The 19,914-nt window shown below is 56.4% G+C and carries 22 protein-coding genes; 6 read left to right on the top strand and 16 right to left on the bottom strand.

What is annotated here, in order from left to right:
• Positions 1 to 48: 48 nt before the first annotated feature.
• From G1C95_RS07975 to G1C95_RS07965, 3 genes are read right to left on the bottom strand one after another with little or no spacing between them, the layout of a single operon-like run.
• Positions 49 to 2,973: a glycoside hydrolase family 3 C-terminal domain-containing protein gene (locus G1C95_RS07975; RefSeq protein ID WP_169172416.1), complete on the bottom strand. Its 2,925-nt coding sequence runs from the start codon at positions 2,971 to 2,973 to the stop codon at positions 49 to 51.
• Positions 2,974 to 2,996: 23 nt separating this feature from the next.
• A complete protein-coding gene (locus tag G1C95_RS07970) occupies positions 2,997 to 3,764 on the bottom strand; it encodes a DapH/DapD/GlmU-related protein (protein WP_205832765.1) in 768 nt (255 codons plus the stop codon).
• Positions 3,764 to 4,861: an NADH:flavin oxidoreductase/NADH oxidase gene (locus tag G1C95_RS07965; RefSeq protein ID WP_169172415.1), complete on the bottom strand. Its 1,098-nt coding sequence runs from the start codon at positions 4,859 to 4,861 to the stop codon at positions 3,764 to 3,766. Before G1C95_RS07965 ends, G1C95_RS07970 begins: the two co-directional genes overlap by 1 nt.
• 188 nt (positions 4,862 to 5,049) lie before the next feature.
• Between G1C95_RS07965 and G1C95_RS07960 the strand changes: the two genes are divergently transcribed.
• Positions 5,050 to 5,952, top strand: coding sequence for a LysR family transcriptional regulator (locus G1C95_RS07960; protein WP_169172414.1), 903 nt, complete (start codon positions 5,050 to 5,052; stop codon positions 5,950 to 5,952).
• A gap of 100 nt (positions 5,953 to 6,052) precedes the next feature.
• Here G1C95_RS07960 and G1C95_RS07955 read toward each other — a convergent pair whose 3' ends face one another.
• From G1C95_RS07955 to G1C95_RS07935, 6 genes are all read right to left on the bottom strand, one after another.
• Positions 6,053 to 7,060 carry an aldo/keto reductase gene (locus G1C95_RS07955; RefSeq protein ID WP_205832764.1) on the bottom strand — a complete coding sequence of 336 codons (1,008 nt, stop codon included), beginning with the start codon at positions 7,058 to 7,060 and terminating at the stop codon, positions 6,053 to 6,055.
• 169 nt (positions 7,061 to 7,229) lie between these two features.
• Positions 7,230 to 7,694, bottom strand: a complete 465-nt coding sequence (locus G1C95_RS07950) for a GNAT family N-acetyltransferase (RefSeq protein WP_169172413.1) — start codon at positions 7,692 to 7,694, stop codon at positions 7,230 to 7,232.
• Between the two features lie 95 nt (positions 7,695 to 7,789).
• Positions 7,790 to 8,383 (bottom strand): aldo/keto reductase, encoded by a 594-nt coding sequence (locus G1C95_RS07945; RefSeq protein WP_205832763.1) that lies wholly within the window; start codon positions 8,381 to 8,383, stop codon positions 7,790 to 7,792.
• Positions 8,344 to 8,673, bottom strand: a complete 330-nt coding sequence (locus G1C95_RS12650) for an aldo/keto reductase (protein ID WP_205832762.1) — start codon at positions 8,671 to 8,673, stop codon at positions 8,344 to 8,346. The genes G1C95_RS07945 and G1C95_RS12650 overlap by 40 nt, the downstream gene beginning before the upstream one ends.
• A 31-nt stretch (positions 8,674 to 8,704) precedes the next feature.
• Positions 8,705 to 9,328: a flavodoxin gene (locus tag G1C95_RS07940; protein ID WP_169172412.1), complete on the bottom strand. Its 624-nt coding sequence runs from the start codon at positions 9,326 to 9,328 to the stop codon at positions 8,705 to 8,707.
• Between the two features lie 264 nt (positions 9,329 to 9,592).
• Positions 9,593 to 10,453 carry an aldo/keto reductase gene (locus tag G1C95_RS07935; RefSeq protein ID WP_169172411.1) on the bottom strand — a complete coding sequence of 287 codons (861 nt, stop codon included), beginning with the start codon at positions 10,451 to 10,453 and terminating at the stop codon, positions 9,593 to 9,595.
• A 130-nt stretch (positions 10,454 to 10,583) separates the two neighbouring features.
• On the opposite strand from G1C95_RS07935, the gene G1C95_RS07930 reads away from it, so the two are divergent.
• On the top strand, positions 10,584 to 11,066 hold the full coding sequence (locus G1C95_RS07930) for a MerR family transcriptional regulator (RefSeq protein ID WP_169172410.1): 483 nt from the start codon (positions 10,584 to 10,586) through the stop codon (positions 11,064 to 11,066).
• 253 nt (positions 11,067 to 11,319) lie between these two features.
• A complete protein-coding gene (locus G1C95_RS07925) occupies positions 11,320 to 11,832 on the top strand; it encodes a DUF2798 domain-containing protein (protein ID WP_205832761.1) in 513 nt (170 codons plus the stop codon).
• 89 nt (positions 11,833 to 11,921) lie between these two features.
• Here the strand turns inward: G1C95_RS07925 and G1C95_RS07920 are convergent, their stop codons facing one another.
• The gene (locus G1C95_RS07920) at positions 11,922 to 12,488 is read right to left on the bottom strand and encodes a TetR/AcrR family transcriptional regulator (protein ID WP_169172409.1); all 567 of its coding nucleotides are present in this window, start codon (positions 12,486 to 12,488) and stop codon (positions 11,922 to 11,924) included.
• A 127-nt stretch (positions 12,489 to 12,615) separates the two neighbouring features.
• Here G1C95_RS07920 and G1C95_RS07915 point away from each other — a divergent pair, with 127 nt between their 5' ends.
• The 3 genes from G1C95_RS07915 to G1C95_RS07905 all read left to right on the top strand — a co-directional run bounded on the left by G1C95_RS07915 (position 12,616) and on the right by G1C95_RS07905 (position 15,168).
• Positions 12,616 to 12,987, top strand: a complete 372-nt coding sequence (locus tag G1C95_RS07915) for a hypothetical protein (RefSeq protein ID WP_169172408.1) — start codon at positions 12,616 to 12,618, stop codon at positions 12,985 to 12,987.
• An 85-nt stretch (positions 12,988 to 13,072) separates the two neighbouring features.
• On the top strand, positions 13,073 to 14,416 hold the full coding sequence (locus G1C95_RS07910) for a DHA2 family efflux MFS transporter permease subunit (protein ID WP_169172407.1): 1,344 nt from the start codon (positions 13,073 to 13,075) through the stop codon (positions 14,414 to 14,416).
• Positions 14,413 to 15,168 (top strand): hypothetical protein, encoded by a 756-nt coding sequence (locus tag G1C95_RS07905; protein WP_169172406.1) that lies wholly within the window; start codon positions 14,413 to 14,415, stop codon positions 15,166 to 15,168. The genes G1C95_RS07910 and G1C95_RS07905 overlap by 4 nt, the downstream gene beginning before the upstream one ends.
• Positions 15,169 to 15,287: 119 nt before the next feature.
• Here the strand turns inward: G1C95_RS07905 and G1C95_RS12415 are convergent, their stop codons facing one another.
• The 6 genes from G1C95_RS12415 to G1C95_RS07875 form a co-directional block, all read right to left on the bottom strand.
• On the bottom strand, positions 15,288 to 15,854 hold the full coding sequence (locus G1C95_RS12415) for a cyclophilin-like fold protein (RefSeq protein WP_205832760.1): 567 nt from the start codon (positions 15,852 to 15,854) through the stop codon (positions 15,288 to 15,290).
• Between the two features lie 35 nt (positions 15,855 to 15,889).
• On the bottom strand, positions 15,890 to 16,288 hold the full coding sequence (locus G1C95_RS07895; protein WP_169172405.1) for a cupin domain-containing protein: 399 nt from the start codon (positions 16,286 to 16,288) through the stop codon (positions 15,890 to 15,892).
• Positions 16,289 to 16,341: 53 nt separating this feature from the next.
• Positions 16,342 to 17,352 carry an aldo/keto reductase gene (locus G1C95_RS07890; protein WP_169172404.1) on the bottom strand — a complete coding sequence of 337 codons (1,011 nt, stop codon included), beginning with the start codon at positions 17,350 to 17,352 and terminating at the stop codon, positions 16,342 to 16,344.
• A 154-nt stretch (positions 17,353 to 17,506) separates the two neighbouring features.
• Positions 17,507 to 18,421 carry a LysR family transcriptional regulator gene (locus G1C95_RS07885; RefSeq protein ID WP_240947490.1) on the bottom strand — a complete coding sequence of 305 codons (915 nt, stop codon included), beginning with the start codon at positions 18,419 to 18,421 and terminating at the stop codon, positions 17,507 to 17,509.
• 128 nt (positions 18,422 to 18,549) lie between these two features.
• Positions 18,550 to 19,086, bottom strand: a complete 537-nt coding sequence (locus G1C95_RS07880) for a peptidylprolyl isomerase (protein ID WP_169172403.1) — start codon at positions 19,084 to 19,086, stop codon at positions 18,550 to 18,552.
• Between the two features lie 153 nt (positions 19,087 to 19,239).
• Positions 19,240 to 19,854, bottom strand: a complete 615-nt coding sequence (locus G1C95_RS07875) for a TetR/AcrR family transcriptional regulator (protein ID WP_169172402.1) — start codon at positions 19,852 to 19,854, stop codon at positions 19,240 to 19,242.
• Positions 19,855 to 19,914: the final 60 nt, after the last annotated feature.

The raw sequence follows: 19,914 nt of genomic DNA, 5'->3' as shown, positions 1-19,914 counted from the left end.
GGTTATTTTCAATTGATGATTACGGTTGCAAATCTGTCAAAGATGAGATCAGCGGATTGCCGCCTGACGACGTTTCATGAAACGCCGTACAGCCAGAATCTCCAACCCCGCCAGCAGCACGCCAAGCGTGGCATCTGCGCCGACTAGAACAATCTGCCAGACTGGCATGGACTGCTCCGGTTCGCCGTTCTCGTACCGCCAGCTGTTCACCGTGGTGTACAGGATGTTGTGGGCGGCGCGGCGCATGGCGATCAGTGAAGTCGCCGACTTGCTGTCGATGTGATTGGTTGTTTCAGTGGAGGCAAGCATCGCGTCGGTTCCGTTACGGATGAGCTGATCGGCATCCTGGTATCCGTACAGCGCGCCGGAGAAGTAATCCGTTTCCAGGAAACCCTTGAACCCCCATTCGTCGCGCAGCACGGTTTCGTTCAGACCGCTGTGCGCGCTTGAATAGATGCTTCCGATGTAGTTGAACGAACCCATGAGAGCCTGTGCATCGCCGGAGGCCTTGACGATCGTCTCGAACGGCTTCAGATAGATTTCACGGATCGACTGCTCGTTGGCCCAAGTGCACAGTTGGCTGTTGCGTCTCGTCTCCTGCTCGTTCAAGGCGAAATGCTTGGTGAACGAGTAGACGCCGCGGCTTTTCGCGCCGACGACCTGTTCGGCGGCAAGTTCGCCTGTCAGCAGCGGGTCCTCCGAGAAGTACTCGAAGTTACGGCCGCCGAATGCCGAGCGGTGGATGTTCACTGAAGGCGCATACCAGCCGGAGACATTGATTTCATGCGCCATATCGCCGATGGTTTCGCCATAGGCGCGGGCAAGATTCTTATTCCAGGTGCATGCCACCACGATGTTCGCAGGCAGACCGATGGAGCTGACGCCGGTGAAATTGTCCTTCAGCGCGGCCGGGCCATCCACGTCGGACAGGCGGATTTTGCCGATCGAACGGATCGCCGCATTCTGATACCCGGCGTCGGCGATCAGATCGTCCATCTCGTCGAAATTCAACTGATCGAGCAGCAGATCCCATTGTTTGTCGTCGTAGTCCACGCCCCGAAGATCCACCAGACGCAGTCCGTTGTCGGCGTTCGTCGTTGGCATCTGGTCGTCAGGATTGTCGGATTGAGACGGATCGGAGTTGCTCAAGTTGACGAACGTCGCTTTGGCATCGTCACTCATCGAGAAATCGGTCGGAGCTGCGGTGGCCTGATCGTAGTTGGCGAAACGGTTCGCACGGCTCAGATAGGTCACATCGCCGGCCGCCTCGTCGAACACGTTGGTCGCTACCGTCTGGTCGCCATCATGCGTGTTGTTTTCGGAATCGTAGACGATGGTCTGCGGCACGACGACCGTCTGCTCGTCGATGACTGAATGGGAATCGGAGCGAATCGAGACGCCATAGTCGCCGCCTTCCAACACGTAGGCTTTCGCGTCGCGGTAATCGTAGGAGGCCATGTCGTCATCATCGAATTCGATATGCACGGTCTGCGATGCTCCCGGCTTGATTTCGTCGGTTTTCTCGAACGCGACTAGATTGGCGCTCGCCTTCTCGATGTCTCCGTCGGTGTAGGGCGGGTTGACATACGCCTCGATGACGTCCTTGCCTGTGACTTCGCCGGTGTTGGTCACCGTCACGTCGAAGCCGATCGTGCCGGTCTCCTCGTCGTAGGTTACCTCTCCCATGTTCTGGTTGAAGGTGGTGTAGCTCAGACCATAGCCGAACGGATACTGCACGGTCGCGTTGTAGTCAATGGCACCTTCCTCGGCGGCCGTTTCATAGAAGCGATAGCCGACGTAGATGCCTTCGACGTAGTTCACGAACGCCGGCGTGCGCTTGCCACGGGTGGTATCGACGGTGAATTCACTGACGTTGTCATAGGGAAAGTCGCCGAAGTTCTCATAGGAGGGGGTTTGTGTCAGATCGCGTACGAAGGTATCGGCGGTTTTGCCGGACGGATTGGTTGTGCCGCGCAGCACTTCGCCGAGCGCCGCGAAACCGGCCTGACCCGGATGGGGCGCCCACAACACGGACTTGATCTGCGGGTATTGCTCCACAAAACCCAGCTCGAAGGTGTTCGCGCCGTTGTATGCCAACACCACATCATCGAAATGCGCGGTGACCAGATCGATCATGTCGCGTTCCGACTGGCTGAGCTCCAGATAATGCGAGCCCTCGGGAAAATCCTTGTACTCCGTGGAATTATCGGTGTACGTCGCGGCCTTCGGGTTGTTGGAATCATCGTCGAAGGTGTGATCGGTGGCGTTCATGTCGTCGGGCAGATCCGAGCCTTCGCCGCCCACACGGCTGATCACGACCATCGCTGTGTCGGAGAAGTCTTGTGCATCGGAGATCAGATCGTCGGAGTAGTCGGAGGCCGGCGGCTCCGGCAGCGTCCAGTCGGTGCTGGTGATCGTGTCATCACCTCTGGTCGTTGCGTAATCGGTGTAGAAGTCGGTCAATCTGTCGTTGGTCTTGAACCCGCTCATATGCAGTCCGTCCAGCAGCGACGTGGTGTCGTAGGCATCGGACAATGCTCCGGAACCGGTACCACCGTACACGGGATTCGTCGAGGCCCATCCGAACACGTTGATCGCATCCGTGTCAGCCAACGGCAGCATATTGTCGTTGTTCTGCAACAGTGTGATGCCCTCGCGTTCGATATCGACCGCAAGATCATTGGTGGTTTCGATGGTCTTTTGCGAAAGCTCGTAGCGTGTGCCCGTCGCCATGGTGATCATGGAGCTGAGCGGTCCGGTGAGCATTAGATTGACCGCGACGATCACCGCCGTGACTGCGACCACCCATACAGTCGCATGAGTGAGTTTCCGTGTGCCCTGATCGGCAACGGTTGTGCGGTTGACCGCGATGGTTGCCACAAGCGCTACCAGCAGTGCTGCGATGACGACGATGAGTTGCGGCTGTACGGATCGGATGGTCGCGATGACGTCATCCATGTTGATTTCCAGCATGATGTTCTTTACTTTCCGGTTGTTCAGGCGTGGCTATTGATGTCGGTGTGGGGCTTCGGCGGATTCGGCGAACGATGGGTTGTTGTATGTTGCCCTTTGTGTTCGTGTGGGTCGATGGTGTGAAGCGTGTGGGCTGGCACGCCGCCCACGACGGTGAACGGTGGCACATCGTGTGTGACGACCGCGCCGGCTGCGACCACCGACCAGGAGCCGATGGTGACTCCGGGCAGAATGGTCGCGTTGGAGCCGATCCACACGTGGTCTTTGATGGTGATCGGCGCGTAATGGTTGCGACGGTCGTTGTCCGGCGACAGATCGTGGTTGATTGTCGCCAGCACGACGTTGTGCCCGATCAGGGTGCCGTCGCCGATGTCGATGCCGCCCTGATCTTGGAACCGGCAGCCCGAGTTAATGAACACGTTTTTGCCGATGGTGATGTTTTTGCCGAAATCGGCTTGGAATGGCGGAAACATACGGAAGGACGGATCTATTGGCTTGCCGGTGAGCTGCTGCATGATACTGCGGATCTCATCAGGGGAGTGGTATGCCGTGTTAAGCAGCGACGCCAGACGCATGCTCTCCTGACAGACGTCCATGATTGCTGCCTCCCGTTGTGGGGTCGGTGCCGCGTCGTCATGCAGGCTGCGCAGGATGTCGTTTAAGGTGATGCCGGTCGCCTCGGAAGCATTGATTGTCTCGGAGACGTTGACGGTATCGGATGTGTCGGGGTCACCGGAATGGTTGATACTGATAGTGGTGTTGGAGGATTTTGCTGTCGTTGTCGTACTCATCAGCGGTATGCTCCTGCCGCGTATTGCGGCTGATAGGGTGCCTGATCGGCGGGAATCCCCAGCTCGTGTGCGGCGCGCAGCGGCCAATACGGGTCGCGCAGTGACAGGCGTCCGACTTCGATGGCATCGGCTTCGCCGTTTTCGAGAATTGTCTCGGCCTGCTTTGTCTCGAGGATCAGACCTACGGCCGTGGTCGGGATGCCGGCCTGTTCGCGTACCGCAGCGGCGAATGACACCTGATATCCGGGCTTTGCCGGAATGGTAACGTCGGAGACAATGCCGCCGGTGGAGACATCCATCAAATCGACGCCGTGTTCTTTCATCACACGGGCCGTGTCGACGGTCTGTTCGAGATCCCAGCCGTTTTCGGCCCAATCCGTGGCGGAGATACGCACGATCAGCGGCATGGTGTCGGGAATCGCCGCGCGTACTTCGTCGACGAGTTCCACGAGAAAGCGCTGGCGGTTCTCCAAACTGCCACCGTATTCGTCGGTGCGGCGGTTGCTCAACGGGTCGAGGAACTGCGAGATGAGATAGCCGTGGGCACCATGCAGTTGAATCGCATCGAAGCCGGCTTTGACTGCCAGTGCGGCGGATTTGCCGAAATCGCGCACGATGGTATGGATCTCGTCGACGGTCAGTTCGCGCGGCTGGGCGTAATGGCCGAAGGCGATCGGACTGGGGGCCACGGTCTGCCAGCCGCCGTCCGCAACCGGCACGCTCTGATCGAGATATCCGTCGCGGAATGATCCGGTGGAGCCCTTGCGTCCTGAATGGTCGAGCTGCACGGCGATCGCACCACCCGCCTGATGCACGCCATCCGTCACGGCGGTCCAAGCCTGCGCCTGTTCCTCGGTCCACAGACCCACGTCATGCGGGGAGATCAGGCCGTCCTTGGAAACGGCGGTCGCCTCGGTGACGATCATGCCGAACCCGCCGTACGCGCGCGACACATAATGCTGCTGATGGAACTGATTCGGCATGCCGGTGAGCTTGTCGGCGGAATAGGTGTCCATGGCCGGCATCCAGATGCGGTTGCGTATAGTCAGTCCGCGCAGTGTCATCGGTTCGAACAGTTTCGCGGTGGTGTTGCCCATAGGTGGTTTTCTCCTTGTAATGAGCGGGTGCGGTCCCGTTGATTGTCGTGTTGGTCGGTTGTCCCGTGTGGGGATGTCTGATATTCTGAAGCACAACAAATCCATAATCCAATGTTTTGAAATACTGGTGTCTATAACAAAAACTTATGGATTATGGTCGAGTGTTTTGCTTGACAAGGAGGAGCGTCATGGATTTGCGGCAGTTGCGTTACTTTCTTGCGGTTGCTGAAGAGCGGAACATCACAGCGGCCGCCGAATATCTCGCCATATCACAGCCTGCGTTGTCGCGGCAGATGCATGAACTTGAGGACAAACTTGGTGTGCAGCTATTCGAACGTGGTAGTCGTTATGTCACGTTGACGCCGGCCGGAGAATTCGTGCGGGAACGTGCCGAAGAGATTATTGCGCTGGCGGAGCGCACCGAACTGGAGGTTACGTCATGGGATCAGCCGGTGGCCGGGCCGGTGTACATCGGTGCTGCGGAAAGCGATTCGATGCGCATTATTCTGCGCGCGGCGCGTAATCTGCAACGACTGTGTCCACAGACGAAATTCCATATCTACAGCGGCGACGCCGAGGATCTGATCCCGCGACTCGACTCCGGACTATTGGATTTTGCGCTTCTGTTCGAACCGTATGATATGTCGAAATACGCCACCTGCCGGCTGCCCGTAGAAGACCGCTGGGGCGTGCTCATGCCGCGCGACTGCGAGCTGGCGCGCAAGGATGCCGTTACCGCCGACGATGTAAAACCACTTCCGTTGATCATCTCCAGGCAAACGCGCTTCGATGATTGTCTGATGCGATGGGTTGGCGCGGACGAACGCGAACTGCATGTTGTCGGTACCTACAACCTCGTTAACAACGCGGCGTTGATGGTCTCCGAAGGACTTGGCTACGCGCTGTGCCTCGATGGGATTGTGGGATTGCCGAAGGACTCCGATATCGTGTTCCGTCCGCTGAGCCCGAACCTGCCGGCGAAAATGGTCATGGCTTGGAAGCCGGGGCGACGTTTCACTAAAACTGCCGAGCATTTCCTTTCTGCTGTCAAAGACTACGTGACAAACAAGTCCGGGAATGAAGCTCAGTGAATGCGACGGGTAAGCAAACGGCGGATCAGTCGACTATGAAACAGTCGATCGATCCGCCGTTGCACGAATGTGAGATTGTTTGGTATGAAGCCAGATTTGATTAATACCAGTCGTGCTTCTCGTCGCGGTCGAGCGCATTGATGCGGTTCATCTCGTCGTCGGAGAGCTTGAAATCGTAGATTTCCGTGTTCTCACGAATGTGGTCTGGATTGCTGGAACCGGGAATCACCACCACGCCTTTCTGCAGATTCCAACGCAGAATGACCTGTGCCGGCGATACGCCATGTGCTTGGGCAATATCGTTGAGCATCTCGTCGGCGAACATCTCGCTGGTATGGCCGCGTCCGCCGAACGGATACCAGCCTTGCACCACGATGCCGAGATTCTGGATATACGGGATAACGTCGTTCTCCTGGTAATACGGATGAATCTCGTTCTGCACCAACGCCGGCGTGACATCGACCTGCGGCAGGAACTCCTTCAACTCGTCCACATACCAATTCGACAATCCTGCCGCATGCACGTTGCCGGCTTCGATTGCGTCTTCAATCGCATGATATGCCGCGACGTCATCCGTGCCCGGATGGTGCAGCAGCATCATGTCGATATAGCCGATGTTGAGATTATCCAACGCTTCGTCGATCGCCGCTGCAGCGTCGCTGAACTGGTTGGGATACAGTTTGGTGATGACGAAGATCTCTTCGCGTGGCACACTGGATTCGCGGATCGCTTGGCCGATCTCCTGTTCGTTGCCGTAGGCATGGGCCGTGTCGATAAGTCGCACGCCGGAATTCAACGCGGCTTTGACGGCATTGATGCATTCATCGCCATGCAGACTATATGTGCCTAGCCCATTAATCGGCATCGTGATGCCATTGTTGAGTTCCACAGTATGCGTATCGAAATCGAATCGACGGATGGTGTCGTTCATGGTGGTCTCGCTGTTCTGCTCGTGTGTTTCACCTGATTCGTGGGATTCGCTGCTCTGCACGGTGGTCGTTCGCCCAGATTCGCATGCTGCAAGCGTTCCGATGCCGAACGTCGTCAGACAGACGACAGCAAGCAAGGATGAGAGACCACGGTGAAGGCTGTGAAAAGAGTCGGTCATGGTGCGGATCCTTCTCGAATTCGTCGGTGTCAATACCGAGCGTTTGTTCGTCGGCGTCTCATATCCGCCGTTCGCCCCAGTATCAACCCATCAGAATCGATAATCCAATGCCATACACGCGCATCGCGCCATAACAACAAGGTATGGGAAAACCGGACAAAGTTGTCTGTTATTTTGAGAGATACAGTTTCATTCCTTCGTGCGTAGGGCGGAAGCCGAGCTTTTCGTAGAAGCGGTGTGCGTTCGTTCGTGTTTTATCGGTGGTGAGCTGCACCAGCGAACATCCTCGCGCCGAGGCGAGGTTAATTGCGTGCTTGAGCAGTATTGAACCGATGCCGAGATCCCTTTTGTCGTGTGCCACGCGGACGCTTTCGATGGTCGCCCGAAGACTGCCTTTGCGCGATAGGTATTGCGTGAACGTGATTTGCAAGGTGCCCACGACGGTTTCTCCTTCGCAGGCGACGAGAATGAGATTATCATCATCGCCCGCGATGCGGTTGAAGGCGTCGACATAGTATTGCGGGATCGGAGATGTGCTTTTCTCGCGCAGGCGTCCCAAGTCGTCATCCGCTAGTAACTCAACGATTCTCGGCAGATCGTGTGCGCTCGCCTCTCGGATGACGATATCGCTCATGCCACACCTCTCGAAACAAATCGGCTGATAAATCGGGATTAATCCTATCTCATACGGCCTGCACACGAACTAAAACTATGGGGAAACATGTTCGTCTAATCCAGACTTGTCAGTACAGGATTGTTCAGATAGTCATAAACGCGGTGTACTTCACTGGGCTTCAGCGGGTCGAGCATTTGCGGATGTCCCAAGTCAAGCGTTGCGATTGTGCGCATCTCATCGGATGTCAGCTCAAAATCCCAGACGGCGAAATTCTCCTCCATACGGTTTTTATGGACAGACTTTGGAATAACGGAAACCCCACGCTGGAGGTTCCAGCGCAAAATAGTCTGTGCGACGGTTTTATTGTGTAACCTTGCGATTTCGACAAGAACAGGATTGGTGAACATTCCGTTCATACCTTCTGCAAAAGGTGCCCATGCCTGCGGTGTGATTCCGTATTCCCTCAGGATCGCCAATTCGTCCTCTCGCTGATAGAACGGATGCAGCTCCAGTTGGTTGACTGCGGGGATTACGTTGGCGTTGTTGCACAGGTCAATTACGCGATCCGGCAGGAAGTTGCTGATGCCGATGGCACGAATACGGCCTTCGTGATACAGCTCCTCCATCGCACGCCATGCGCCGTAATAGTCGCCGAACGGCATATGAATCAGGTAGAGGTCAAGATAGTCCAGCCCAAGCTGTTCCAAGGTATCGAAAAAGCAGCCTTTGTTTTGCCATACCCCATTTGCTGAATAAAGGCTTTTGAGGTGACGAAAATGTCTTCTCGTGGAATGCCGCTCTTATGAATTGCGTTCCCTACCGCCTGCTCGTTTTTATAGCTGTATGCGGTATCAATAAGTCGGTAGCCCACGGAGAGCGCATTCGAAACCGTATGTTCGCAGACTTCCAGATCGTCTACTTGGAAAACGCCGAAGCCTTCCATCGGCATCTCCACACCGTTGTTCAAAGTTACTGTATTTACCGTATTCAAAGTCATGTCTCCTTTTCCAATATCACGCTTTAATAGATCAGATTCCCAAGCCGTTCACCCAGTCTCTGACTTCCGACTCGGAGGCGCTGGATGAGAAGCGCTGGCCTTCCTGCCAGTCGCCGGTTCCGGCGAGTTCGGCCAACTGGGTGCCGCTCGAGCCCATGCCGGAGCTGGCGGAGGTGCAGAACGGGATGACCGTCTTGCCGGAGAAATCGTTCGCCTTGACGAAGGTGTCGACCGGCCATGCGGCGATGCCCCACCAGATCGGATATCCGATGAATACGGTCGTGTAGGAGTCCCAGTTCGGTACTTTGGTGGTTTTCAACTCCACATCACGCTGATCGGGGTTGTCATGTTCGACGGAGACGCGGCTGCTGTCGTTCGTCCAGTCGAGATCGTCCTCACTGTACGGTTGTGCGGGTTCGATGACGAAGGTGCCGGCGCCGGTGGCGTTCGCGATGCTCTGCGCGACCTTTTCCGTGTGACCTTGTGCCGAGTAGTACACGACCAGCGTTGAGCCATCACCCTTGGCAGCAGATGAACTGGACGAGCTCGATTGGGAAGATGCCGAATTGTCAACAGAGTCTTGCGAGCTTCCGCTGCAGGCGGTAAGGCTCGCCGCGAGCACGATGCTCATGGCTGTGGCTGTGATTTTCTTCATGGCGGTCTCCTTGGGTGATCCGGTATATCTGGTTGTGGTGGTCGACGGGCATCGCCCTGCTCGTTCGTCATGCTGAGCGGAGCGCAGCGGAGTCGAAGCATCTCATTGGAGATCCCTCGACTCCGCTCGGGATGACGGGGTGCTTCGCTTGGGATGACAGGTGTAGCTGTCAGCATATGGTGGGTGTTACGGTCAATCAAATGTCTGAAACATGGGGTGTACGATACCCTTTGTGCATGGCTGGTGGGCGATGGTGAAGCTCGATCAGGCGCGGCCGCGGCGATCGGCGACCATCTTTACGAACTTGTCGACGGTTTCAGGCGCATCGTGGTCGAAGAACAGACTGGTGTGGCTGTCGAGCGTGGCGATGGTGGCCATCTCCTCGGCAGACAGTTCGAAATCGAAGATGTCGAAGTTCTCGGCCATGCGCTCTTTGTGGGTGGACTTGGCCAGTGCGATGACGTCGCGCTGCATCAGCCAGCGCAGCACCACCTGCGCCACGGACTTGCCGTGCGCCTCGCCGATGCGGGCGAGCACGGGGTTGTCAAACAGACCATTACGGCCCTCGCCGAACGGTGCCCACGCCTCATGCGCTACATGGCGGGCGACCATGTTCTCATGCGCGGCAACTTGCTGGTGGAACGGGTTGGTCTCGACCTGGTTGACCATCGGCGCGATGTCATTGAACGCGGCGATGTCGGCTAGGCGGCCGGGATTGAAGTTGCTCACGCCGATGGCGCGGATGCGGCCGTCGCGGTAGAACTCCTCCAGCGCGCGCCATGCACCGTAATAATCGGCGAAAGGCTGGTGCAGCAGCACCAGATCGATATAGTCGAGGTTCAGCTTCTTGAACGACTCCTCAAGCGAGACCTTGGCGTTCTCATAGCCGTAGTGCTCGATCCATACCTTGGTGGTGATGAACAGTTCCTTGCGGTCGATACCGCAGGTGGCGACGCCCTCGCCCACCTGGGCCTCGTTGAAATACGACTGCGCAGTGTCGATATGACGGTAGCCGACTTCGACGGCGTCGCGCACAGCCTGCGCGGTCTGATCCTGCGGGATCTGGAAGACGCCGAATCCCAGCTGGGGGACTTCCACGCCGTTACTCAGAGTGATGGTGTTCATGGTGAACTCCTTCATGATGGTTGTGGTTGATGTGTTACTGTTGACCATACGAGCCGGTAGTCGTTACCGGTCAAATCGGCGACACGCCGTTGCGAAGATCGTTACGGGTGTTGCTAGGAGGGATGCAGCGATGTATTCGATGAAGGAAGCCTGCAAGCTCGTCAACATGAGCTACGAAACGTTGAAGTTCTACTGCAAGGCCGGTCTGGTGCCGAACGTGCATCGTGACGAGAACAATCATCGGGTATTCGATGAGAAGAATATCGCATGGATCAGTGCCCTCAATTGCTTGCGCGCCTGTGGCATGGGCACCGCCGAGATGAAGGAATACCTCGAGTTGTGCCTCAAGGGCGAATCGTCGATTCCCGAGCGTAAACAGATTCTCGAAGCCAAACGGCAGATTCTCGAACAGCGTATGGCTGAAATCCAGCGCAGCATCGACTATATCGACGCCAAGCAGGAATTCTACGATGGCGTGCTTGAAGGGCGCATCAGGTACTACAGCAATCTCATTGAGGTAGATGACCCACAAGCCGAAATGCCTGCCGAACTTGCCGCGTTCAACGAACCGGAAATCCCCGCCGAACGCCGTCTCGTTGGTTCCGTGCGGTGAAGTGGAAGTAGAGAGTGCAATACGGACATAGGAGAGCATGATGCGGCTTCACGACACTCCCGAAACAGGCTGCCGTAGTTGCATGGTCTGCTAAAGTAACACGTTGCAAGCGGCCCCCGACACGACGGTTCGACCCGTTTGCCAGGAAGTCGCCATTATGATCGCCGCATTCCGCGGACTTTCGTTATGCGCCCCCTTGCGTTGCAACAGGAGGGGCCGGAAAACAAGCCATAACGAAAGGAATTCTCGAACCATGCCCCGTAACGGCAAAGAAGGCATCCTCTTTAGCTTCATCATGTCCGCGATCATGATCTATGTGATGGCGGCACTCAACTACGGCGTGCGCACCGGTGATGTGGGTGCGGCCGCATGGAGCTACGCCGTGTTCAATTTCCCGCTCGCCTATGTGGTGGGCATGATTTGCGATCTAGGTATCTGCACGCCGAGTTCACGCAAGCTGGCTGGTATGTTCTGCAAGGAGGAGGACCGTCCGGTCTGGAGAGGCATCGCCATCAAATTCCTCATGGTGGTGCTCATGACCGTGTTCATGACGGTTTTCGGTGCGATCATGGCCTTCGGATTCACCGGTGCTGCAGTTGTTGGATTTTTTGCAATGTTCCCCTACAACTTCACCATCGCCCTGCCGATTCAGATGCTGATCGTGGCGCCGTTGGCCGGCAAAATCGTGCACATGATCGGTGACGCGGCGAGTTGGAACGAGAGTGAGGCGCCAGTCGCCGCATCGGTTTCCGCCGCTCGCGCCTAGTGTTTTGTATTTGGCTTTCTGCCGTTGTATCTGACAAGCTGTTGGCGTTCCTGCCCCGACGATGAAACGTCTGCTTCGTCGCCGGGGCATCAAATTTCGGCAATTCCAAGTGGAATGATGTTGGCGACGATCAGCGTGATGCGTTCGATGTCGTCGGCGCAGTCGTTTGCGATCCATCGTTGCAGTACGGCGGAAAACGAGGAGAGCAGCGCATCGCGAAAATAGACGAGTTCGTTGTCACTCGTGATTCCGATGCGTTCGCCCGCAGGCCGGATGCGTTGTTTCCATAGTTCTTCGCCGCCGAGATCCAGTGGAAGACGATGGCTGTGTTTGAGCGTGATTCGGTAGAAGTAGCGGTGTTGTCGGATGTGTGACAGATAGATGCGCAGTGAATTCTCGGATAGAGGCTCGTGCATATCGGCCCGTTGGAATTGCTCCGCAAGTTCGGCGTTGAGATACTCCTGCATGGCGGCGAACATGTCGTCCAAATCGATGAAATGCTCGTAGAACGTGGATCTGTTGATGCCTGCCTTCCGGCAAACTGCGGCCACGGAGATCGATCGTGCCGCATCGGAATCGTCCATTAGCGCCAAAGCCGCGACTTCGATGCGTTGGTCGGTGGCCAGGAACCTGGCGTTGTTCTTCACGTTCACCATGCTCTCATTATTCCAACACATGTCGAGAAAATGGTGATTGAATCACTTGGTTCGCGCTCGTATCGTCGATGCAGGCAACGCGGGAATCCCGCCCAATAGCTCTCAAAACGAACGAAGGAACAGAATAATGAGCAAAGCAAATTACGTGACTTTGGTACTCGGCACCGTCTCCGCACTGGTGTTCGCGCTGGGCATGTGCATGTGTCTGCTGCCGGAATGGAACGCCTTCACGCCTGGCGTGGTCGTTGGCGTGATTGGCGTGGTGCTGTTCTTAGTCACATGGATGGTGCGTCGCCGTTTCGACGGCAAACCGGCCATCGTGTGGAATGCCAAAGCCGTCGGCGTGAGTGTGTACGCGCTGGTCTCCGCGTTGGTGCTCGGTGCGGGCATGTGCCTGACCATGGTGTTCACCCAGTGGATGATCCCCGGCATCGTCGTCGGCATCGTCGGCATCGTGATGCTGCTCGGCCTCATCCCCATGATCAAAGGTATCAAGTAGTCCTTAGGCATTACGGGAATTGCCGTATGCAAACAATGCTCCGAGGAATTACGTGCGAACTCATTTAAGTGATCATAAGCGGACGATGATCTTTCTCAATGTCGTGGTGGCTTGCGTCGCGACATCGATGCTGGCTACGTCGATGACTACCGCTTTGCCGGCACTAATTGAAGACCTGCGCATTGACGCAATTCAGGGGCAATGGGTGACCAGCGGTTATTCGCTTGCCATGGCCGTCGTCATGCCGTTGACCGCCTTCTTGGTCACGCGTTTCCCCACCAAGCCGTTGTATGTGTTCGGTCTGTTGCTTAACGCGGTTGGCGTGGCGATGTGCGCCATCTCTCCATCTTTTCTTATCCTGATGGTCAGCCGTGTGTTGCAGGCGCTTGGCAATGGCGTTCTCGGTTCGATGGCGCAGGTCATCCTGTTGACTATATATCCCAGGGAACGCCGAGGCACAGTGATGGGCTGGTACGGGCTGTCCGTGTCCGCGGCGCCACTGATCGCGCCGATTCTTGCGGGATTCATCGTGGATATGCTGGGTTGGCGTTGGATTTTCTGGGGTATGCTGCCTATCATCCTCATCGCGGTGGTATGGGCGTTCGTCTCGTTCGACAATGTGTTGGAAACGCATCAGCAACGTTTTGATGCGTTGTCGTTCCTCCTGTCCGTCATCCTCCTGTCCGGCATCACGCTTGGCATGGGTTCGCTGGGGACCGTGGCTTCATATGTCGAATTGGGATGCGGACTGATCGCAGGCATATTGTTCACCGTCCGGCAGTTGCGCGCTGAGCGTCCCTTCCTTGACCTGCGGGTGTTTGAGAACCGCAACTTCACCATAAGCGTCATCGCGGTTATGCTCTTCTACCTGGTGATGATGGGATCGTCGACCATCATTCCTTTGTATGTGCAATCAATCGTCGGTGCTTCAGCTGTGGTATCCGCGTTGGTGGTGTTGCCTGGATCGGCGGCTTCCGCCGTAGTCAGTCCGCTTGCAGGTAAATTGTACGACCGCTTTGGCATGCGGCCGTTGCTACTGGTGGCTGCTGCTCTTCTGGTAACAAGCAATACCGGCATGCTGCTTGTTGTGCGGAATACTCCATTGTGGGTGGCCGCCCTGTTCAACGTAATGCGGTGCATTGCCATCGGATGTCTGCTGATGCCGCTGCTGACTTGGGGTACCGAAGGTATGTCTTCCTCCGATACCGCACACGCGAACGCGCTGTTCAGCTCGTTGCGCACTACGGCCGGTGCCATCGGCACTGTCGTGTTCGTTGCCATGATGGAGATGGGCGCCGGAGGAGCGGTGATTCCGTCTCGCGCGGTAGCAGGCGTGCATGGCATGCACATAGCGTTCCTTGGCATGGCTGTCGGATCCGTTGCACTGTTGGCCATAGGCTTGCTGTTCGCAAGGCGCCGGACACGATGAAACCAATCAAGCGAATCAAAACAAATGTCGCCAGAACCAGAGCGCGTATTGAGCGACATTCAATTGGCTTTCGTCTATTGAATGAGGATTTGTTCCGCTCGTCACTATCGTCGGTGTGGGCATTTGGAATCAATGCACTTTACTCGATTTGGAACCTTACATTGGGGGTCGGCAGCATTTCAGCATGGTTCATCACCATGGGATGCTATTACCTGGCTATTGCCTCGATGCGTTTGCGGATCGTCCGAATAGGGCTGCAGAGAAAAGAATCCGTGGATGGCACAGTTCCGAAGCGACGGGTCGTCACCGCTCGCTCGCTGCGCTTCATAGGTGTGATCATCATCCTGTTGACCATTGTCATGATCGGCATGGTGACGCTCACGATCACGCGTGGCAGCGATGCTCCAGGCAACCAGATTATCGTCATATCGCAGGCTACATACACATTCGTCAAAGTGGGTATTGCAATCAAATGTTTTGCACAGCAGAATCGTAAAGACGATATGCTCTTCCAGGCCATCTGCAGCCTAGGGCTCGTCGATGCGGCGATTTCTTTGCTGTTTCTCCAGACCACGATGATCGACACCTTTAGTACGGCTGATACCTCGGCGGATTTTCGTGAAGTGTCCACTGCCGCAACCGGAGCAGCGATTTGCATCTGTTGCCTTTTCGTCGGCATCCGCCTAGTGATAAAAGGAATCGCAATGCTTCGCGGCATTCAACAGGCCGATAATGTAGGCGCGACTGACTGATCTGTATCCTTCGCAGTGTGGTGCCTGATGCGGCTTATGCATTGCGCTGCGTGAGCCGCATCAGGCAGTTCCCAAACGCCTCAGTGTCTTAATGACAGTTCCGAGGAGTTGCCGGAATTTTAAGCGCTGATGGTGATGGTTCCGCTCAGTTGGTTGATGTCATTGCCGCCGGCGGTCACGTGACCGAGCTCGTAGAGGGCGCTGTTGGACCGATAGGTGTCGAAGAACATGACGACATCGCCCCACGGTTCGTAGTAGGCCAGCGTGCCAACCGCCACTTGGGCCAGCGGGGTGTCGGAGACGTCCAGTGTCTCGGGGTAGAAGATCTTCTCGTTCGTGCTGAAATCCTCGACCTCGACAGTCAGCGGCAGTTGCGCGAGCAGATCCTTCGCTGCGGAACTGCCATTAAGCTCGAACTGCACGGTGGTGCCGTTGCCATCCTGAACGGTGATCACAGATTGCTGATTGGACATGGTGCTCGTTTCGTTGCTGGTATCGGTTGTACTGGCGTCTGTGCTTGCGTTTGCATCTGCAGTGTCGGCATTCGTATCGTCCTGCTCAGCGGACGATTGCGGCGTAGCTGACAGGGTTTCGTCGCTGGTTGTATTCAACGTGCCACAAGCCGACAACGTCATAGTCAGAAAGACAACGCATGCCGCCGCCAAAACCGTTTTCATGGTGCGCATGATAGGAACTTTCGGTGGTGTGCGAAGCCTCGCGGTTACTTGAGCGTGAGATAGACGTCATCCTCCACAGGCTCAAGCCATTCGGTGGAGACGTTTTCGCCGGGAAGCATGATCGCGATATGCGCGAATGCCTCGGTGGGTGCGGCGCCATGCCAGTGCTTGGTGCCGGCGGGCACGTATACCGCTTCGCCCGGCTTGAGTTCATGCGGCTCCTCGCCTTCGAACTGGTAGTAGCCGCGGCCGCCCACGGCCATGAGGATCTGTGGGGAGCCATGGTGAATATGCCAATTATTGCGGCATCCGGGCTCAAAGGTTACGTTGTGCACGCCGATTTCCGGTGCGTCAATCAGCGGGGCGAGATAGCTCTGACCGATGAAGTATTGGGCAAAGGCGGTGTTCGGCTCGCCCATCGGGAAGCTGCTGGGATTTTCCATAATGTTCTCCTTTGTTGTGATATTGAAAGATTAAATACTGTTCGTTCGGCTAATCAGCGGCCCGTCAGGCTCTCCTGCAAAGCGGGATAGCGTGCGCCAGCTACTTCGAACGCGTCGAGATGCCCCCGAATGTCAGCCAGTTCGGCTGCGGTGAACTCCACGTCCGCAGCACCGATATTGTCTTCCAAACGATTCACGTGCTTGGTGCCGGGGATCGGCACGATCCATGGCTTCTGTGCAAGCAGCCACGCCAACGCGATACGTGCCGGCGTCGTGCCTTTCGATTCGGCTAAGGAACGTACGTAATCGGCCAAGGCCACATTGTGATCAAGATTTTCGGGGGAGAAGCGCGGAATCTTGCTGCGATAATCGTCATCGGCGAATCGCGCGTTGCGGTCGAACCGTCCGGTGAGCATGGCTTTACCCAACGGACTGAACGGCACAAATCCGACCCCCAAGGCCTCCAAGGTATCCAGCAACTGTTCCTCAGGCTTGCGCCACCACATCGAGTATTCGCTTTGCACGGCAGTCAACGGGCAGACGGCGTGTGCGCGCTTGATGGTGCAGATGCCCGCCTCCGATAGCCCCCAGCCCAGCACCTTGCCTTCGCGGATCAGATCCTGCATAGTGCCGGCCACATCCTCAATCGGCACGTTCGGATCAACGCGATGCTGATACAGCAGATCGATATGGTCGGTACGCAGACGTTTGAGCGATCCCTCCACCGCCTTGCGGATGGTTTCAGGGCGACTGTCAAGCGATTGCACACGTCCGGATGAATCGAGTTCGCCCTGACCGCCGTGCAGATCAAAACCGAACTTTGTGGCGATAACAACCTGGTCACGTACCGGTTCCAACGCTTCGCCGACCAGCTCTTCATTGGTGAACGGTCCGTACACCTCGGCGGTGTCGAAGAACGTGACGCCGTCATCGACGGCCTTGCGGATCACCGTGATGGATTCGTCATGAGGCAGAAACGGCGGCCAGCTCATGGTGAACCCCATGCAGCCCAATCCGATCGCCGAGACCTCCAGCCCATTGGCTCCCAGAATACGTGTGCGCATATGTCCTCACTTGTTCGCTGTTCGTGCGCGCTGTTTGCAGCACAGCATTAATGAATCTGAACAGTATTGAACACGTTTGGAGTCATAGTCGCCAATGAACAAACGGTATACGTCGCCATGCGTTTCAGGTATTGTGCAAGAAAACGTACAGGCGTTACGCGGGTTCGTCGGCACGCAGGAACTCGATGAATGCGGCGGCCGCCGGCGACATCGACTGTCCTTTCTTCCATGCGATCACCGAGCCGGTCTCCATCTTGGGGGAGAGCGGGCGGAATCGCAAACCATCATCAACCACCGGCACGTCGAAACTGAACGAGATGCCTACGCCGTTGCGCACCATAGTCGCCGCGTTCATCGACAGGTTGAATGTTGCGGCGATGGTAATCTGCGGTGCCACGTCGCCGAACCAGTTCAGCACCTCGCGCTGCACTTCCGGGCGATACGGAAGAATCATGGTTGCGCCGACCAAATCCTGTGGGCGGATTACGGTGAGTTCTGCCAAGGGGCTGTCCGCGCGTACCAGCATGCCCCAACGATCGGTGACATGTGTGCGCACATAGTCGTAGCGGTCCACGGCTACCGGTTCGCTCATGAGTCCTAAATCGAGCAATCCCTGTTCCAAGCGTTCCTGCGTGAGATCGGCGGTGAGCGTGCGAATGTCGAAGCGGATTTGCGGATGCAGTTCGCGGAATGCGGCGATGCGACGGGCTAGGTACGTCATGCTGCGGGATTCCGCGCATCCGATGGCGATGCTGCCGTTGAGGTTACCTTGGGAATCGCGCAGTTCGCGCTCGGTTTTGTCGGCCAAGGCGATTAGCGTCTGCGCGCGGTCGACCAGCAGATGCCCTTCGGCGGTCAAATCGATGGTTTTTGCCCCGCGCACGAACAATGGCACACCGAGATCTTCCTCGAGTTTGCGCAGCTGCCGGGAGAGCGTGGGTTGGGAGACTTGCAACAGTTCAGCCGCCCATGTGATGTTGCGCTCTTCGGCCACAGCGAGGAAATAACGCAACACATGCAGATCCAGCGGTGACTTCGCGGGTTTTTGCGGCGGAAGAATCTCGGTCATATGCGTTCCTTGCTTGCGAGACGAGGGCGGGGTGGATGTGAATGCGTCCAGCATATAGCGAAAAGGACGGTCATGTGACCGTCCTTTTCGCTATTGGATTGAGATGCGGAGAATAATCTCGTGCAATCTCACTGCACGTCGATCGAAAGGATCATCGCCGGTTCGGTCGGGCGATCCATCGGATCGGTGGGCAGGGCTTCGAGCTTGTCAACCACGGCCTTGGAATCGTCATCAGCGACTTCGCCGAAGATCGTGTGGTGACCGTCGAGCCATGGGGTCGGCACGGTGGTGATGAAGAACTGCGAGCCGTTGGTGCCGTGGATCTTGCCGTCCATGCCGCGACGCAGACCAGCGTTCGCCATGGCCAGGATGTACGGATGATCGAACTTCAGAGACGGATCAATCTCGTCATCGAAGTTGTAGCCGGGTCCGCCGGTGCCGGTGCCGAGAGGGCAGCCGCCCTGGATCATGAAGTCCTTGATAATACGATGGAAGGTCAGGCCGTTGTAGAACTTCTCGTGAGAAGGCTGGCCGGTCATCGGGTCGGTCCACTCCTTCTCGCCGGTAGCAAGGCCGAGGAAGTTCTTCACGGTCTCCGGAGCCTTGTCGTCGAACAGATTGATGGTGATGTCGCCTTCGGACGTATGCATGATAACTGTACTCATGCCACCCATCTTCGCATGCCCATCAGACCGGGAGTGTAGGTTTCATTGGCGCCTGTGGTTACGTCTGCCTATATGAGTGCAGAAATTTGTGGGGGCGGAATCGATGCCGATCAAATGATATTTGCTGAAGGACGATGTCGTTCTAGTGTTGTGTCAACGCAGGAGTGCAATGGGGGAGAGCGTTTTGTTGCGATCGATGATATCGACGATGAGCTCTGGATCTTCCTTGCATCCTCGCCGAAGCCAGAGCCAGATGATTGAGGTGATTGCCGAGACGAGGATTTCCTGCGCATAGATTTCCGGAATGCCAGGATAATCGATGTGATACTCGGGGTTATGGGTTTGGCTGAGGATGAGCTGCTTGAGGGTTTCCTGCATGGTGGTGTGTAGTTTCATATTGGTGCCATGCTCGCTGATGGCCCAAAAGAAGTCATAGTTGTCTTTGATGTGCGTGATCGCTGCAAGTATTGCGGAGTTGGGAATGTAATTGCACGGATCGCTCTTGTCTGGTGTTTCAGTGTCTTGCGTCTCGTCCGATAGCGGTTCGCTATTGATGATGAGGTTTGTCAATGTGTCGATTTCTTCTTCGAGCAGCTGGGTGCGCAGATCGAACTTATCGATGTAATGCATGTAAAACGTGCCGCGATTGACGTGCGCCTCTCGTGCGATATCGGAGACTGTCATGGCTTCGAAGCCTTTGGTGTTCATCAGTTGGGTGAAGGCTGCGCGTATTTTCTCCTTTGATTTGGTCTGCCGGGTGTTTGCCATAATGCCTCCGTGCGATTCGGACTAGATGAGATAGTGCTGCCGCTGGTGGGGCGGTCAACA

This window comes from Bifidobacterium oedipodis (assembly GCF_012932425.1).
Classification (GTDB): Bacteria; Actinomycetota; Actinomycetes; order Actinomycetales; family Bifidobacteriaceae; genus Bifidobacterium; species Bifidobacterium oedipodis.
The sequence above is the reverse complement of the archived record's forward strand: the minus strand, read 5'-3'. Positions and strand labels throughout refer to the sequence as shown.